Source organism: Bacillus sp. FSL L8-0099 (genome assembly GCF_038006385.1).
Classification (GTDB): domain Bacteria; phylum Bacillota; class Bacilli; order Bacillales; family Bacillaceae_G; genus Bacillus_A; species Bacillus_A toyonensis.
The window spans coordinates 52,172-68,979 of record NZ_JBBOVC010000003.1; the positions used below are offsets into that span (position 1 = coordinate 52,172).

General features: G+C 38.2%; 10 protein-coding genes and 3 pseudogenes. All 13 read right to left on the reverse strand.

The genetic code is table 11. The annotated features are described in order from the left end of the window. Positions 1-239: 239 nt before the first annotated feature. Positions 240-1,670: an IS4 family transposase gene (locus MHH42_RS29595; protein WP_199692109.1), complete on the reverse strand. Its 1,431-nt coding sequence runs from the start codon at positions 1,668-1,670 to the stop codon at positions 240-242. A gap of 103 nt (positions 1,671-1,773) precedes the next feature. After that, positions 1,774-1,968 (reverse strand): annotated as a pseudogene (locus tag MHH42_RS29600) (metal ABC transporter permease); the annotation flags it as partial. Continuing rightward, positions 1,965-2,303, reverse strand: a pseudogene (locus MHH42_RS29605) (metal ABC transporter ATP-binding protein); the annotation flags it as partial. The pseudogenes MHH42_RS29605 and MHH42_RS29600, both read right to left, overlap by 4 nt. Beyond that, positions 2,303-2,518: pseudogene (locus MHH42_RS29610) on the reverse strand (DJ-1/PfpI family protein); the annotation flags it as partial. The pseudogenes MHH42_RS29610 and MHH42_RS29605, both read right to left, overlap by 1 nt. 279 nt (positions 2,519-2,797) lie before the next feature. Continuing rightward, on the reverse strand, positions 2,798-6,268 hold the full coding sequence (locus MHH42_RS29615; RefSeq protein WP_340895157.1) for a glycosyl hydrolase family 95 catalytic domain-containing protein: 3,471 nt from the start codon (positions 6,266-6,268) through the stop codon (positions 2,798-2,800). 163 nt (positions 6,269-6,431) lie between these two features. After that, positions 6,432-8,501 carry a bifunctional aldolase/short-chain dehydrogenase gene (locus tag MHH42_RS29620; protein ID WP_340895159.1) on the reverse strand — a complete coding sequence of 690 codons (2,070 nt, stop codon included), beginning with the start codon at positions 8,499-8,501 and terminating at the stop codon, positions 6,432-6,434. Between the two features lie 186 nt (positions 8,502-8,687). Next, positions 8,688-10,478, reverse strand: coding sequence for an L-fucose isomerase (locus MHH42_RS29625; protein WP_098070939.1), 1,791 nt, complete (start codon positions 10,476-10,478; stop codon positions 8,688-8,690). 1 nt (position 10,479) lies between these two features. Beyond that, on the reverse strand, positions 10,480-11,973 hold the full coding sequence (locus MHH42_RS29630) for a rhamnulokinase (protein WP_340895163.1): 1,494 nt from the start codon (positions 11,971-11,973) through the stop codon (positions 10,480-10,482). A gap of 27 nt (positions 11,974-12,000) precedes the next feature. Next, entirely contained in the window at positions 12,001-12,651 is a 651-nt protein-coding gene (locus MHH42_RS29635) for a class II aldolase/adducin family protein (RefSeq protein WP_098157577.1), read from the reverse strand. Between the two features lie 53 nt (positions 12,652-12,704). Continuing rightward, positions 12,705-13,700: an ABC transporter substrate-binding protein gene (locus MHH42_RS29640; protein WP_098070945.1), complete on the reverse strand. Its 996-nt coding sequence runs from the start codon at positions 13,698-13,700 to the stop codon at positions 12,705-12,707. Between the two features lie 47 nt (positions 13,701-13,747). After that, on the reverse strand, positions 13,748-14,752 hold the full coding sequence (locus MHH42_RS29645; protein ID WP_340895171.1) for an ABC transporter permease: 1,005 nt from the start codon (positions 14,750-14,752) through the stop codon (positions 13,748-13,750). 34 nt (positions 14,753-14,786) lie between these two features. Next, positions 14,787-16,292 carry a sugar ABC transporter ATP-binding protein gene (locus tag MHH42_RS29650; RefSeq protein ID WP_340895173.1) on the reverse strand — a complete coding sequence of 502 codons (1,506 nt, stop codon included), beginning with the start codon at positions 16,290-16,292 and terminating at the stop codon, positions 14,787-14,789. A 59-nt stretch (positions 16,293-16,351) separates the two neighbouring features. Continuing rightward, positions 16,352-16,783, reverse strand: coding sequence for an L-fucose mutarotase (gene fucU / locus MHH42_RS29655; RefSeq protein ID WP_098070950.1), 432 nt, complete (start codon positions 16,781-16,783; stop codon positions 16,352-16,354). Positions 16,784-16,808 lie beyond the last annotated feature (25 nt).

Here is a 16,808-nt window from a genome sequence, read left to right on the forward strand (position 1 = left end):
TTTGATTTGAATTAAAATATTAAAAAATAAAGTTAGGTTTCATAGTATATGGCTATTAATACTTATGAAAACTTATTTGATACTAACCCTAGTTGATAAAGGGGTACCGCCACACATCCATCAACTTAAGGTATATTTTTATACAAACTGTGTTCTTTCCATAGAGTTTTTTATAATCTTTTCTGGATTTTATAAAAGTTGGCATATCAAATAAACCCTGACGGGCTTCAATTTTTTTACTATGCTACCTGATGAGTAGAAGTGGTATACTCATAGACAACACCCAAAATATCAAAGACTGTCTTTTTCTCATATCGATGAGATTTTCGTCCGTTGTGCTGTAGGAGGTTAAACAGACGAAGGAGAACCTTTGATAATTCTTGGGTGTTTTTGTGTAATGCTTGGTAAAAAAGTAAAAAATAATCCTTAATTATGTACATCGCTTTATATTCACTTAGCTCTTTCTGTTTCTTACGTAACAGGAGTTCTCGCATTTTAAACATAGTAGAAGAACATAATAGAATACTAATGAGTTGCCCATAAAGGTGACATTCTAAGCGTTCTTGTTTAATAGATTTACAACGATGAATTTGAAACCAAGATTTCCATATTTTAAATAACAGTTCAATTTGCCAACGCAGTGAATATAGATCATAAATTTTCTCTTTTGGTACCCATTCCGTAGGAATGTTTGTCATATATACCGTAATGCCTTGTAAAAGTTTTGTACGCTCTGTATATGTAATTCCTTTTTTCTTTTCGCGAATAGCTCGATCACGTAGGCGTTTCTGTTTTTGCTCCTCGGTACATCTATAAACCACAATGCGAGTAGGCAGTTTGTCTTTACTCCCCACATATACATCATGTAATTCATACACTTGGCCAGGTTGTAATTGTTTCATGATGTCTTCCAAATGAATTTGTATATATACCGGTCTCAATTGAGCGGGTTTTGTTTTAAATACGACTGTTTCGAATTCTTTTCTATATATTTTAGTTGGTAACTTAAGACGTGATAAATAATATCCTTGCTTATCTTGAATAGACTTAAAATCTTGTAGACGAAAATATCCTAAGTCACGAATATATAGTTCATTCTTTTGTGCCATGCCTGTTCGAGTCGCACTATATGCCTGATCACTTCGTTTTCCTGGTTCAATTTCCACATCAGAAAATTTTCCACTCAACAAGTCATACTCTAGTTGAATTTTCACACCAGCTGTATGACTACATCCTCCGGCACCAGGATAAGTAGTTGCGAATCGATCTGGAACTTGGAAGGTTGTAGAATCAAGGACGAGAATCCGTTCAAAATAAGAAGAAAGAGAATGAGAAATCTTAGATACTCCTCCAATTTTAGCTTGTAGAAGTGTAGTAAATACAGTGCGAAAGAAGGCTACTGAAGCCGAATTAAATCGTCGATTAAGTCCCTCCGGACTTAATAAAATTCCTGTTGAAGTTTCTAATTGACTACAAAGTTGAGTAAGAGAGGTAGTAGCGATTTGTTGATTTAACCATACACACAAAGATAAGAAATGGTGCCCGTGGCACTTGCGTTTTCGTTTCATCCCGCCTGCTTCTATAGCTAGTTGATTAAGTGTAGCGGGAGACATATATCGATATAGCTCCTCGGCAAATAAAGATAACTCTTGTTTTTGGTGCATATTCATAAAAAGCACGTCACCCTTTCTCATTAACATAAGAAAATAGTAACGTGCTTTTAACTTCAAAAATAGTCTAAATCCTTAAGTTGATGGATGTGGGGCGGGACCCCATTCCAATCATATAAGAAAGCGCTACTCCTGGAAGAACGGCATGTGAAATGACATCTCCCATTAAAGCCATACCTCGTAAAATAATAAAACAACCAATTACACCACAAATAATTCCTACCATAACGGAAGTTAATAACGCCTTCTGCAGAAAACTATACTGCGTTAATGCATCTATAAATTCTACAATCTTCATGATGAATGTACCCCCGCTGCATTATTAAACAATATCCCTTGATTTACATACGCTTTTGACATAACGGTTGGTTGTAATACTTGCCTTACTTCTCCGTAATGAATTAAGCTCTTATTCATTAACAGCAATTTATCAAAATAGGACTCTGCTTTACTTAAATCATGATGTACAACAACAATTGTTTTTCCCTCTTTACGTAACTCCCTAAGAATTTTAATAATGGTCTCTTCACTTGTTACATCTATTCCAACAAACGGTTCATCTAAGAAGAATATTTCCGCCTTTTGTGCTAAAGCTCTCGCCAAAAAGACACGTTGTTGTTGTCCACCTGAAAGGGTACAATTAACAGATCCGGGCGATTATCCATTCTTAAAAAATCCTGTAGTTTCACCGTCACTCCAAACGAAGTAATAACCTCTTATTTCGGTTCACTTGATACGAGTTCCACCGTAAATGGAGCCCCTTCTTCTATTGCACTTTTCAGTACTTCAAAAGGTGCAAAGGAGACAAGTTCTCCAAAACCGTCAAACAATACGATTTGTATTTTCATTTTTTGAACACCTCTTATGGTTTCTTTTTTGAATTGTAGACATATAAAATAATTCGATAGTTGTGTAATGCATTTATAAAACTTCACCAAATAAAAGAACCACTATCTCTATAAATACAATGAGTCATAGTTAGAAACAAGAATAAATCTATAAGAAAATAAATAACTAAAAATACTATTCTCTCCTATAACCCTACAGAAAGAATAGCATTTTTTAATTTAAAGGGTATTTTGCTTTGTTATCCTAATAGCTATAATGTTTTATACAAATATAATAGCTTATTTAAAACTCAACCAAGCATCCGCCCAGTCCGCATGATCATTTCCATTCCCGTTACCTGCATCCTCAACTACTAGTTTTAATTCTTTCTTACCTGTAAGATCAACGTCTACAAATTTGACTTGGGTATTATAGTACATTGTTCCGCTATTAAATACCTCCACTCCATCAAGTAATACTTTAAACACGACCGAACCACCTTTACCACCAGGTTCTTGATCAATTCCTACATAAGAATTAAATCGTTTATACGTTGTATTTGATATATCATAGGTAACTTCTGATTTTGCATGAGTTCCGATCCCTTTTTTATACGTAATCGGGCCTGTCGTTCCGAGTAATGAAATTGGGTTTCCATCGGTACTTTTATCTTTTTGAACTGTTGCCCATCCAGCAGTTGCTTTTACCCACGGAATATCACTAAGATAAATACCGCCAGAAGCCACTTGTACTTTCGTTGAAGTTACCACCGAATTCCCCAATTTTACGGAGACCCCAATTTCTTTCATTCCTTTAAACTGAATTGGCGGAGTGATAACAAACGAATATGTTTCCTCTCCTCCTGCCGGTAATTGAAAGTCCGTTGTTGATGGCTGTGCATTCCAGCCGTCTGGTAATTGCAATTCAATTTTGCCAGGTGTCACTTTTTCCTTAATTTCATTTTGAACCTTTACTTTTAATGTAGTCGAACCACCTTCAGCGCTAATTGGATTTGGTTCTACTTTTGCCGAAATTAACTTTACTGCTGGAGTTACCTCTATTTGATTAGATTTACTAATCGTCCCACTATCTGTGTTTACTTCCGCTTCAATGACGTAATTATTAGCAACTATATCAATAGGAACAGGTAAATCCGCTTCAATTGTTTTAGATCCCCCTGGTTCAATGCCTTCAAAAGCTACTTTAATCGGTTTCACATTCCAGCTCTCAGGAGCCTTCACAATCACTTCCCTAGAAGAAGATTTCAATGTACCGAAGTTTGATAAATGAGCTTTTACCTTCACTGTATTTCCTGCAGTTACACTGTTCGTAGATTCTAAATCGAAACTGAGCATAGACTCAATTTTATAAGATTTACCTTGTTCCGTTTTAAATGAAATCGTATCGCCATCCTTCGTAAATTGCACCGGTGTATTCGTTCCAACTCTTGTCACAGTAAATGGTGTATTGAACATCGGACTTTTTAATTTTACATCATTCCCGTGATCAGAAGTCACCTGAATGACTGTAGGAACACCATTTTTCCAGGCCGCATTAATTGTAAATGCACCGCGTGCTCTTAGTCCTTTGTAAGAACCGTCCTTCCAAGCTTTCGGAAGTGCAGGCAATAGTTGAATGGAGTCGGTATGGCTTTGAATTAACATTTCAGCAATTCCTGATGTCGCGCCAAAGTTTCCATCAATTTGAAACGGTGGATGCGTATCAAATAAGTTGCTGAGCGTACTTCCTGTAAGTTGCCCTTGCAAAATTTTATAAGCATGGTCACCATCTAACAAACGTGCCCATAAGTTAATTTTATTCGCTTTACTCCAACCTGTTCCCTCATCACCACGATGGTTTAAAGTAACTTTAGCTGCCTGAAGCCATTCTGGTGTATTGTGATTAATCATACTTCCTGGATATAGTGCCACTAGCTGAGATATATGCCGGTGCGTTTCAGCAGGATCATCTATATCATCCTTCCACTCTTGCACCTGACCATATCTACCAATTTGAATTGGCGGGAATAATCGGTCCCTTTTCGCCTTTAACTCATCTCGAAACGCATTATCAATCTGTAAAATCTCACTCGCTTCAATTACATTTGAGAACAACTCATACACTAACTGTTGGTCAAAGGCACATCCATTAGAAATGCCACCAAGCTCTGGAGACCAGCACGGAGAAACAACTAACTTCTTATTTTGATCTTCCACTAAAAACTTACTATGAAACTCCGCTGCTTCTTTAATGATCGGATAAATCTTTTCTTGTAAGTACTGTTTATCATCCGTAAATTTATAATGTTCCCAAACGTTTTGGCCAATGAAGGCGTTCGCACTAGGTGCCCAGCCCCAGCCTAATCCCCAGCCAGGTGCAGTAAATCCAAATGGATTATTCATTGTGTTAACGGTCCATCCACCGCCCTTAACACCGAAATGTTTTTCTGCTGAAACCCTTCCTGGTTCTCTTAATGAATCCACATAATCCATTAATGGCAAAGCTGTTTCAGACAGATTTGTCACTTCTGCCGGCCAATAATTCATTTGCAAATTAATATTGAAATGATAGTCACTTTCCCACGGTGGTGTGTTCGAATTATTCCATACCCCTTGTAAATTTGCAGGGAGCGTTCCTGGTCTTGAAGAAGAAATAAGCAAATACCTTCCATATTGGAAGAATAGTTCCTCCAAATACTTACTGTTTTCTTTACTGTAAGACGCTAGTAGTTCATTTGTTGGAACAGATGGTTGTTCCCCTCCTAAATTTAAAGAAACACGATTAAATAAAGAGTGATAGTCTTTAATATGTGTATATTTTAAAACCTCATAACTCTTTTTAGAAATAGCGGCCATAGTTTTTTCAACCTTTTCATGTGGATCTTCCCCTTTATAAGTAGGGTATTTATTTTCATAATCAGTCGCCGCAGTCATAATAATTGTTAAGCTATCTGCATTTGCTACTTTAATTTTTCCATTCTCTGCTGTTAATGTACCGCCCTCATTCAATACTTTGAATGCTGCTTCGTATTTCATTCCATTATTCGTTATTTGTCCTTTCATCGTAATTTTATTATCTATGGACGTTACTTGCCCTCCTTGTGTGCTTGTTGGTCTAACATCTAATGTAATCTTTTTCGCTTCACTAGCCGTTAAACGCATGACCATAACGCGATCAGGATAACTTGTGAAATATTCTCTATTGTATTGAACATCTTTATAATTATAGGAAACAGTAGCAATTCCCTCATTTATATTTAATTCCCTGCGATAATTGGAAAATGAAGACGCATCTGGCATATTAAAATCTAAGTATATGTCTCCAAAATTTTGATAGGAACCAAACCCTTTTTGAAGACCTGTAAGAAATTGTGAAGATTCCCTTTCTGCCCCTGATTTATCACCTTTTGATACCTTTTCTCTAATACTATCCAAGTGACTCGCTGCCCCATCACGATTCCCGAAAGTATACTCACTCGTACTGTTTGGTCCGCCAGTCCAAAGCGTTTTTTCATTAAACTGAATACGTTCTTGCTGGACTCCGCCAAAGACCATGCCGCCCATATAACCATTACCGATTGGCAATGCTTGTTTTTCCCAATCTTTTGCCGGCTGATTGTACCAAAGTGTTAATTTCTTTCCCTCTGGTTTTGGAGTTTCAATTGTAATAGGTGATGTTGCCTCTACCTTACTAAACTCTCCAGTACTTCCTAAAGAGAATAATAAAGTACCAAAAAGCAATCCCCCTGTTAATACGTTTTTAAATTTCAAATTTCCATCCCCTTTTGAAAAGCGAATGTAAAATGTCCCCTTCTACACATTGACTTATTCTATTCTCCCCATAAAATTCGCTATTCTTTTATATGGAAGTATAATAGGCAAAAATATTCGCCTATTACACCTCTTTTTATACACCTTTTCACAAGCAAAATAATTATCTAGTAAATGCCGCTGTTACACCACCATCAACTGTAATCATACATCCTGTTGTTTTATCTGCCTTTGAAGAGGCAAAGAATGCAATCGATTCAGCGATGTCTTTCGAATAAATATTGACCAATAATGTTGTGCGTTTACGATAATGCTCCTCTAATTGATCAGGCTCGATACCATATGCTGCGGCACGTTCTTCACGCCATTTTGAACCCCAAATAGCTGATCCTTGCAGAACCGCATCGGGAAGAACTGAATTTACACGAATACCATACTCACCGCCTTCAGCTGCAATACATCTCGCTAAATGCGTTTCAAGTGCTTTTACAGAACTATATGCCGAAGCGTTTTTCCCGGCATATACAGAGTTTTTTGAACCGACAAATACCATATTTCCGCCAATTCCTTGCTTTTTCATTTGCTTGAATGCTTCACGTGCCACTAAAAAGTATCCCGTTCCAAGCACGTTCATATTTAAATTCCATTCCTGAAGTGATGTTTCATCAAATGGACTAGATGTCGCAAGTCCTGCATTGTTTACGATACAATCAATGCCTCCGTAAGCAAGAGCTGCCTGCTCAAATGCCGCCTTCACTTCTTCTTCTTTTGTTACATCCATTTTTACCGCGAGCGCACGACCTTCGCCATACTTCTCGTTAATTTCAGCAGCAACTTTTTCTGCCCCTTCAAAGTTCAAATCAGCAAGCACTACATGCGCTCCTTCTGAAACGAGGCAGCGTCCTGTTTCACTTCCGATTCCGCCAGCACCACCTGTAATAAAAGCAACTTTGCGGGAAAATTCCGCTTCAGCTGGTGCTAACGATAATTTATATAGCTCTAATGGCCAGTACTCCACATTGTAAGATTCATTTTCATTTAGAGAAACGAAACGTCCAAGTGTTGTGGAGCCTTTCATTACCGAAATCGCCCTATGATACAGCGCACCACTTACTTTTGACATCGCCAAATTTTTACCGGTATTCACCATACCGATACCAGGAATTAAAATAACGCGAGGTGCAGATTCAAACATTTTGTCTCCTTCGTATTTGTTACGTTCAAAGTAAGCTTTATACTCTTCTTTAAAGCTTTCCACACCAGCTTTCATTTTCTCTATTAATTCGTCCGTGTCTTTCGTTTGCGGATCCCAATCAATGTACAGGGGACTGCGCTTTGTATGAACTAAATGATCAGGACAAGCCGCTCCAACTTGCGAAAGCTCTCGTGCGTTGTGGCTGTTTACAAATTGAAGTACTTCATCTGCGTCATCATAAGATAATAGCATTTTCTTTTCATCGCTAACTGCCCCGCGAATAATCGGCATTACTTTTGCAAGAATACTTCTACGCTCTTCTACTGAAAGTGCTTCGTATTTTTGACCCCCAAATACAGTACTTTCATTCACTCGCTCGTGAATATATTGTTCTGCCTCATTAATAACAGCAATCGTTTTTTCATAACTCTCCTTCGCCGTATCTCCCCAAACGACTAAGCCGTGTTTTTCCATTAACACTAGTTCAGCATTTGGATTATTTTTCACGCCTTCTGCAATCATTTTAGATAACGTAAATCCAGGACGCACATACGGAACCCAAACGAAACGATTACCGTAAATCTCCTCGGCAATTTGTCTTCCGTTATGTGCGCAGCAAAGACTAATAATGGCATCTGGATGTGTATGATCCACATGTTTAAAAGGTAAGAAAGCATGCAATAATGTTTCGATGGATGCACGCGGATGCTTGCTGTCAATCATACAATGAGCTAAGTACTCTACCATTTCTTCATCTGGCATTTCTTCGCGCTCCATTAATAAACGAATGTCTTCCATTCTTAAACCAGTAAAGTTTTGTGCTTTCATAGCCGCTAAATCGGATCCACTTCCTTTAACCCACATGACCTCTACATCATGACCACGAAAATCCCTTTCCACTGTCTTTATCGATGTGTTTCCGCCGCCCCAATTACATACTGCACGGTCTGTTCCAATTAAATTCGATCGATACACTAATTCGTTTACTCCTTGTGATAATTGCGATGCCTTCGTTTCGTTCCATAAGCTATTAACCATATTTTTACCCCCGTTGTTTTTTATTGTTCTATTATTTCGGATACAAAAATAGTGTGTATCCGTATGTTCAAGAGTTTCATATTATTTTGAATTCCTTTAAACACTACAATTGGTACACTTTCATTCCAATGCGAAAAAATATGCTCTATAGTACCCCCCCGACATATTATCAGGGGGATTTTTAACTTAATGGTATAATGGCCCAAAGTTTTGGCAGGCGCGATAATCTGCTGCTTCTGGATCTTTTGTTCCGAACATTCCCCATGCACTCGGTCTGAAGATATTCTCTTCTTTGACGTTATGCATATTTACAGGAATTCGGAGCATGGAAGCAAGAGTAATTAAATCATTGCCAATATGTCCGTAGCTTATTACACAGTGGTTGGCACCCCAATTATTCATCACGGTGTAAACATCTTTAAAGGCACCTTCCCCTGTTAAATTTGGTACAAACCAAGTTGTTGGCCAAGTTGGATCGGTTCTCTCATCCAATACGTCGTGAACCTCTTCTGGTATTTCAACCGTATAGCCTTCTGCAATTTGTAAAACAGGCCCTAATCCTTTAACAAGGTTAAGACGGGCTGCTGTTACAGGCATATTTCCCTTCGTTAAGAAATCACTCGAGAATCCACCTCCGCGGAAATATCCTGTTGAAGCTGGTCTCCAGGACGTAGCTGCTAGACAATTTTGAACTTCTTCCTCCGTAATTTCCCAAAACGGTTTTATAACAGGCTTTCCATCTTTCGTTTGTTGTCCTGTACCATCAAGCGCAGCGGAACCGGAGTTAATCATATGAATAAATCCATTTGCCGCCAATCCTTCCGGTTTATGCCCTGTCACACGTTCTACCGCCTCCGGGCTCCAATACGTTCTTACATCTGCAAAAACTTGAGCCGTATTTGTTAATAGATGGCCAAATAACATCGTAACCCCATTTAAACTATCATTTTCAGTAGCCATAATGTATGGAGGACGAATGCCGTTCCAATCAAAGGACGAATTTAAGATTGTTTCCATAAAATCACCATTCGCGAAATGGTCCGTCCATTGGCGTTGGCCTTGGAAACCTGCAGAAATGGCATTATGTCCTAGCGCTTCTTCACCATAGCCAAGTTCCTCTAGTTTCGGATTTCCAACCATGAGATCTCTCGCAATTAACGTCATTTTAACGCTAGTTTCCCAGTCTTTATTTTTTTGCTCCCTTGATCTTTGCGTCTCTTCCGCATTATTATCTGGGCCTTCTGGGCAATACTCCTTCACCCAGTTTAAGGCCATTTCATATTCTTCCTTATCATAAATCTCTTCATCTATCCTTCTTACAAATTCAGACATGTCGATGTATTCATTTCTCATTCCTAAATAATCTTGGAAAAATTCAGGTTGGACTGAACTACCGGCAATCCCCATAGAAACAGATCCCATCGAAAGATACGATTTTCCCTTTAGAGTAGCAACAACAAGACCCGACTTTGCAAATTGGAGTAACTTTTCCTGCACATCTTCAGGAATAGATGTATCACTTAAATCTTGCACATCTTTCCCGTATATGCCGAAAGCAGGAATACCCTTTTGATTGTGGGCAGCTAGGACAGCCGCAAGATACACTGCCCCAGGACGTTCTGTTCCATTAAATCCCCATACCGCTTTTGGAATATCTGGATTCATATCCATTGTTTCAGAACCATAGCACCAGCATGGTGTAACAGTTATAGAAACACCGACCCCCTCTCCTGCAAATTTTTCAGCCGCTTTAGCCGATTCAGCTACACCGCCAATGCATGTATCAGCAATGACACATTCTACTGCTTCCCCGTTATAGTGACGCAAATTTTCAGTCAATAAGTTCGCTACCGATTTTGCTAGATTCATGGTCATATCTTCAAGAGATTCACGTACACCATTTCTTCTCCCATCAACAGTTGGTCTTATACCAATTTTTGGTAATTTATTGTAAAATCTATTATGAACAGTTTTCATTTTAAAACCCCTTTTTCATTACATTTTGGTCGATTATTTCGGTAAAGCGGCCGTATGCTTCCTGCCATTCTGATTGATTTTGAGGTTGATAGTATTTAACAGGAAACGAATTTCCAACAATGTCTCTACCTTCCTTTAAATTTTTTATTTTCCCGAGTGCAATCCATTGAGATAATGCATTTCCAATCGCACTCGCTTCAACCGGTCCTGCTATAACAGGGCGGTTGGTCGCATTTGCGGTAAATTGACAAAACAAATCATTTTGAATGCCACCGCCACCCATATGGATAACCTCTATTGATTTTCCAGTTAAAGCTTCTAGTTTTTCTAAAACCCACCTGTACCTGAATGAAAGACTCTCCAAAATACAACGGAGGAAACTTCCTTCCGTTTCAGGAGGCTGTTGCCCACTCTTTATACAGAAATCCCTTATTTGTTTCGGCATATTTTCTGGATTGAAGAAAGAAGGATCATCCGGATCTATGAAATGTGTAAACGTTTTTGTATGTCGAATCAACTCTGCTTCTTCTTCGTAAGTAAAAATCGTTCCTTCTTTTGCCCAAACCGCTCTACATTCTTGCATGAGCCATAATCCCATAATATTTTTGAGTAACCTGAACTCCCCATCTGCTGTTCCTTCATTTGTAAAGCCCCATTCCAATGCCTGTTCATTGACGATTGGATCTTTTACTTGAACGCCCATTAAGATCCACGTACCACAGCTCATGAATGCTGAATTTTCCGACTTTATAGGTAATGCAGCAAGAGCACAGGCAGTATCATGTCCCGTTCCAGCAATAACCTTAACAGGCTGTATACCAAATTCGTTGTGAATCGAAGAAAGGGTCGGACCAAGAGTCGTTCCTGGCATCACAATATTTTCCATAATATCTGTAGGAAGGCTAAGCTCGTTCATAAGAGCCTTATCCCAATTCCGCTCATGAATATTAAATAACGATGTCGTTGTACTAATCGTATATTCATTCGCCTTTACACCGGAAAATAAATAACTCAATAAGTTTGGTGTTAACAAAAGAGTTTTTGCCTTTTCTATTAAATCCGGGTTATTCTTTTTTATCGTATAAAGCTGGCAAATCGTATTAATTGCTGCTGGTGTAACTCCCGACCGAGAGAACAAAACATCCGGTGGAATGACTTCCATGATTTCTATTAGGCTATCATTTGTATGCGGGTCTCTATAAGAATACGGATTGCTAAGCAATTCACCTGTTTCAGATAGAAGCCCGAAATCAACTCCCCACGTATCGATAGACAAACTTTCAATCGACTTATGTCCGTTCCTAATACTTTTACCAATTCCATTTTTCATCTCCTGGAACATCCTTAACACATCCCAATAGTAATGACCTGTTATGTAAACCGGACGGTTAGAGAACCTGTGAACCTCTTCAAGATAAAGACGTTTTCCATCAAATCCACATACCATTAAACGACCATTGGATGCACCTAAATCAAAAGCCCAAACTTTTTCCATTCATTCACACCCTTCAGAAACATGTAACTACTCCGCATCTTTTAGTAGTTGTAATCTATATTTCTCGGAAGATAGATTTCTTAAATCGTGACATTCATCCTCTGTAAGCACTCTTGGCACTCCTATGGTCGATGCAATCGTATAAACTTTTGCCGCTTCTTCTAGAATTTGCATAAGAAAATATGCTTCTTTCATCGTTTTACCAACCGTCAGGACGCCGTGATTTCTCATTACTATTACATCATTTTCTTCAATCACATCCGATACTGCGTTAGCCAATACTTCTGTAGTCGGAATCATATAGTCAAGGTAAGCAACGCTTTGAATCATTGCCGGAAAATCTGGGAATAGACTCGGAATCGTATGGCCAGTACATGATACCCCTACCGAATAGCTCGGATGAGCATGCAAAACAGCTGTTATATTAGGACGCTTACGAAAACATTCCAAATGCATTAATATTTCAGAAGATGGTTTTAAATCATCCAATATCTCACCAGTTTCAATATCGACACGTACCCACTCGTCGTCTTCTATCTCTTGCAAATCAAAACCGCTAGGAGAGATATACATCATATTCCCATCTCTCATACTTAAATTTCCACCTGCCCCTACTACAAGACCAGTTTGGACAATCTTATTTGCATATAATTTCAAATCATTTATTACATTGGACAATGTTATACACCTCAGTTTCTATCTTATTTGTATTGCTAGTTTCGTTTTATATTTTATTGATATAGAACTTCCTTAATTTTTGGATCATCAACGTTCTTTTTATCGTACCAATAGAAACCAGTGTCAATTGTTTTGGATACTTGTTTCCCATCTAGGTTCTCAACAGCTGCTTTAACAGTTTCATAACCAATTCCAATTGGATTTTGTGTAATCGCACCTGCCATTACCCCGCTCTTAATTGCATCAATTTGTAGTTTACCAGAATCAAATCCAACTACTACGACACTCTTTTTGTTCAATTCTTTAACAGCATTGACTACCCCTATTGCAGAACCTTCATTTGTACCGAAAATACCTTTTACATTTGGGTGCGCTTGCATAATTGCCTTAGCAGCGTCAGTCGATTTTAATTGATCACCGCTACCATATTGAATATCGACAAGCTTGATGTTCGGATACTTTGATTTGATTGTATTTACAAAGCCATCTCGGCGTTCAACACCTGTTTTACTTGTCTGGTCGTGAGCAACTACTGCTACTTCCCCTTTTTCACCAATTAACCCAGCCATTTTCTCAGCTGCAAGAGCTGCTGCCGCTTTATTATCTGTTGCAGCTGTTGCTACAGGTATATCTCCTTCAACACCTGAGTCAAATGCAACAACCGGAATATTTTTGTTTTTTGCTTGTTCTAATAAAGGAAGAGCAGCCTTAGAGTCTAATGCCGCAAAACCAATCGCATCTGGTTTTTTATCAAGTGTGCTACGTAGCATTTCAACTTGTTTGTCGACCTGTGCTTCCGTTTCAGGACCTACAAATGTAATATTTACTTTATACTCATCTGCTGCTTGCTCAGCCCCCTTTTTAACTGCCTGCCAAAACTGATGCTGGAAACCTTTTGAAATGATCGCAACATAGCGCTTACCGTCATCTTTTGCAGGAGCATTACTATCCTTACTTCCCGTGCTTGCATTATTTGAAGAACACGCTCCCATAAACATTGAGATTGCGAGAATTGATGATAAAACGATGCCCTTTTTTGCTTTCTTCATCCAAAACTCCCCCTATATATTGTTTTATTTTAAAAACAGTATCGCAGTTAATTCTTTGCTTTTTTGTTTCTTAACACATCTGCGTAAACTGCTAATAAGATAACCGCTCCAACAACTACTGTTTGCCACTCTTGCGGTACGGAAAGGATTTGAAGACCATTTGTTAACACACTCATAATCAATGCACCGATAACAGTACCAAGAATTGTTCCTTTACCACCACTTAAAGAAGTTCCTCCGATAACGACTGCTGCGATTGCTTCTAATTCATATCCCGCTCCTAAAGCTGGCTGGGCAGAATTTAGACGGGATGCCATTATGATCCCTGCAACACCAGTAAAAACACCCGCAAGCATGTAGATAATTATTTTCCACTTATCAACATTTACTCCAGAAAGTCGAGTTGCTTCTTCATTGCTTCCTAGTGCAAATGTATACCTTCCGATAATCGTTTTATTTAAAATTAAGCTTGCGAAAATAGCCATTCCAAAAAAGATGAAAACAGCATTCGGAATAGCAAAGCCAGGGATAATAGAACCCATCGCAATTTTGTTAAAGCTTGGTATAGAAGTGAAATAAATTGGAGTGGCTTTCGAAATAACAAGTGCCAATCCTTTCGCGATCATCATCATAGCTAACGTTGCAATGAATGGTGGAATCTTCAATTTTGCAATTGCAGCTCCAGAAATCAAACCTACTACGCCACCTATTAAAATACCTCCGAGAACAGCTACCCAAACCGGTAAACCTAAGTTGACAGCAAACACACCAGTCATAACCGAAGACAAAGTCAGTACGGTTCCACATGATAAATCTATTCCACTTGTAACGATAATCATCGTTGCCCCTAAAGCAAGGATGCCTGTAACAGCTGTCGATAGAAAGATTCCTATAATGTTATCGAATTGCAGAAAATTAGCTGAAGCAATTGAAAAAATGAAAACAAGTACTATTAAACTTGCAAATGCTAGAAGCTGCTGAAGAGCATTTGAATTAATCCCTTTCCTCACTTTTCCTTCAACTGGAAGTTCGACTACCTTTTGTATTTCCATTCCTGTTCACTCCTTTATCATCCGTTAATATCCATTACATAATGCGTTTTGTGGCAAGAGTCATAATCGCTTCTTGCGATGCTTTTTCATCATTTTTCAATTCTCCTGTTATTTTGCCTTCACACATAACAATGACACGATGACTGATCCTTAAAATTTCAGGAAGTTCCGAAGAAATCATAATAATAGATTTTCCTTGCTCAGCTAATTCATTTAGTAACTTATAAATTTCATCTTTTGCCCCGATATCAATACCACGAGTAGGCTCATCAAAGATTAAGATATCTGAATCTCTAGTCAACCACTTGCCAATAACTACTTTTTGTTGATTCCCTCCTGAAAGGTTTTTCACTAATTGATTCCCTGATGGTGTTTTTATTTTTAACCTTTTAATTAATTCCTCAGACTGTTGATCAATTTTAGAACCATGCATCAAGCCAAGAGGTTTTACATAATCTTTCATGGATGCCATTGCAATATTTGTTTTGACATCCATCCCAACTAGAAGCCCAAACTGTTTTCTATCTTCGGACAAATAGCCAATTCCATGTTGTACTGCATCCGTCGGTCTTTTTATACTCAACCTTTTTCCATTTATGAAAATCTCCCCTGAATCTAATGGATCTGCCCCAAATATGGCGCGGGCCACTTCCGTTCTTCCAGCTCCCATCAATCCAGCAAAACCAACGATTTCCCCTTTATACAGTTCAAAACTTACATCCTTTATCGTGTTCCCTCTCTTTAAATTTTTCACTTCAAATACTTTTTCTCGCTTTTTCTCTTTCATTTCTGGTTTTTGATTGTTATCAATTTTTCTTCCAACCATCATAGAAATAATTTTTTCAATCGTTGCATCTTTCGTGTTCATCGTCCCTACGTATGTACCGTCTCGCATAATCGATACACGGTCTGTAATTTTCTTTAGCTCTTCCATACGGTGAGAGATATAAACAATTCCTACACCGTCCTGCCGTAATTTCCGGATCATAACAAACAGTGCATCGATTTCAGTATCAGTTAAGGCTGCGGTTGGCTCATCCATAATCAATACTTTTGAATCAAAGGAAAGAGCCTTAGAGATTTCCACCATTTGTTGTTTCGCAACTGTTAAATCACCTACCAATTCTCTTGGATCTAAATTTATGTTTAACCTTTCAAATAGTTTTTTCGCATTGTTATTTAGTTCTTTTTCATCTAAAAAAAGATTAAATAGCCCTTTAGGTTCTCTTCCAATAAAAATGTTTTGGGCAACTGTTAAATGCGGAGCTAAATTAAGTTCCTGATGAATAATACTAATTCCAAGTCTTTGTGCTGCTTTTGTATCTGGAACCTCTATTTCTTTTCCTTCGTACATAATCGTTCCAGCATCTCTTTGATAAATTCCCGTTAAAATTTTCATTAATGTGGATTTTCCAGCACCGTTCTCCCCTAAGAGCGCGTGAACTTCGCCTTTTTCTAATTCAAACCGCACATTAGAAAGCGCATGCACCCCAGGGAATGATTTACTAATTCCCTCCATCTTCAGTAACAATTCACTCATCCTATCACCTACTACCCTATCAAATTTTTAATGAAACAATATATTAGTTTAATAACGCGTTAATCAGTAACCACGCCCTTTTTTAAAATCATATTGGCATAGAGAGCACCTTCACTCGTTGCAACAATTGCATAAGCCTTCTTTGCCCTCTCATAAAATGCAAAGCGGTCAATCATCTCAAAACCATCAAAATGAGTATCATATTTTTTAATTTCTGCATCATACGTTTCCCAAATGGAGGGGGATACACGATCCCCCTCTACAACCTTCATTAACGAAACAGAATGATTACTATACGTATCGAGTGGAAAGAATTGCAAAATTGCTTGTAATACTTCAAGAACCCCATGACCTTCACATCGAATTAGCTTCGTTCCGCAAGAGGCAGCAGGGAAATTTCCATCCGCTAAAACAATCTCATCCCCATGCCCCATTTCTAAAAGAATTTTCATTAAATCTGGACTAATTATTTTCGGTATTCCTTTTAGCATTGCTATCTCCCTTCCAATTTTTATC

Coding starts and splice junctions, on each gene's coding strand:
- MHH42_RS29630 (WP_340895163.1), bottom strand. CDS start 11,973: ATGGAAAAAGTTTGGGCTTTTGATTTAGGTGCATCCAATGGTCGTTTA.
- MHH42_RS29620 (WP_340895159.1), bottom strand. CDS start 8,501: ATGGTTAATAGCTTATGGAACGAAACGAAGGCATCGCAATTATCACAA.
- fucU (WP_098070950.1), bottom strand. CDS start 16,783: ATGCTAAAAGGAATACCGAAAATAATTAGTCCAGATTTAATGAAAATT.
- MHH42_RS29645 (WP_340895171.1), bottom strand. CDS start 14,752: ATGGAAATACAAAAGGTAGTCGAACTTCCAGTTGAAGGAAAAGTGAGG.
- MHH42_RS29625 (WP_098070939.1), bottom strand. CDS start 10,478: ATGAAAACTGTTCATAATAGATTTTACAATAAATTACCAAAAATTGGT.
- MHH42_RS29595 (WP_199692109.1), bottom strand. CDS start 1,670: ATGAATATGCACCAAAAACAAGAGTTATCTTTATTTGCCGAGGAGCTA.
- MHH42_RS29650 (WP_340895173.1), bottom strand. CDS start 16,292: ATGAGTGAATTGTTACTGAAGATGGAGGGAATTAGTAAATCATTCCCT.
- MHH42_RS29640 (WP_098070945.1), bottom strand. CDS start 13,700: ATGAAGAAAGCAAAAAAGGGCATCGTTTTATCATCAATTCTCGCAATC.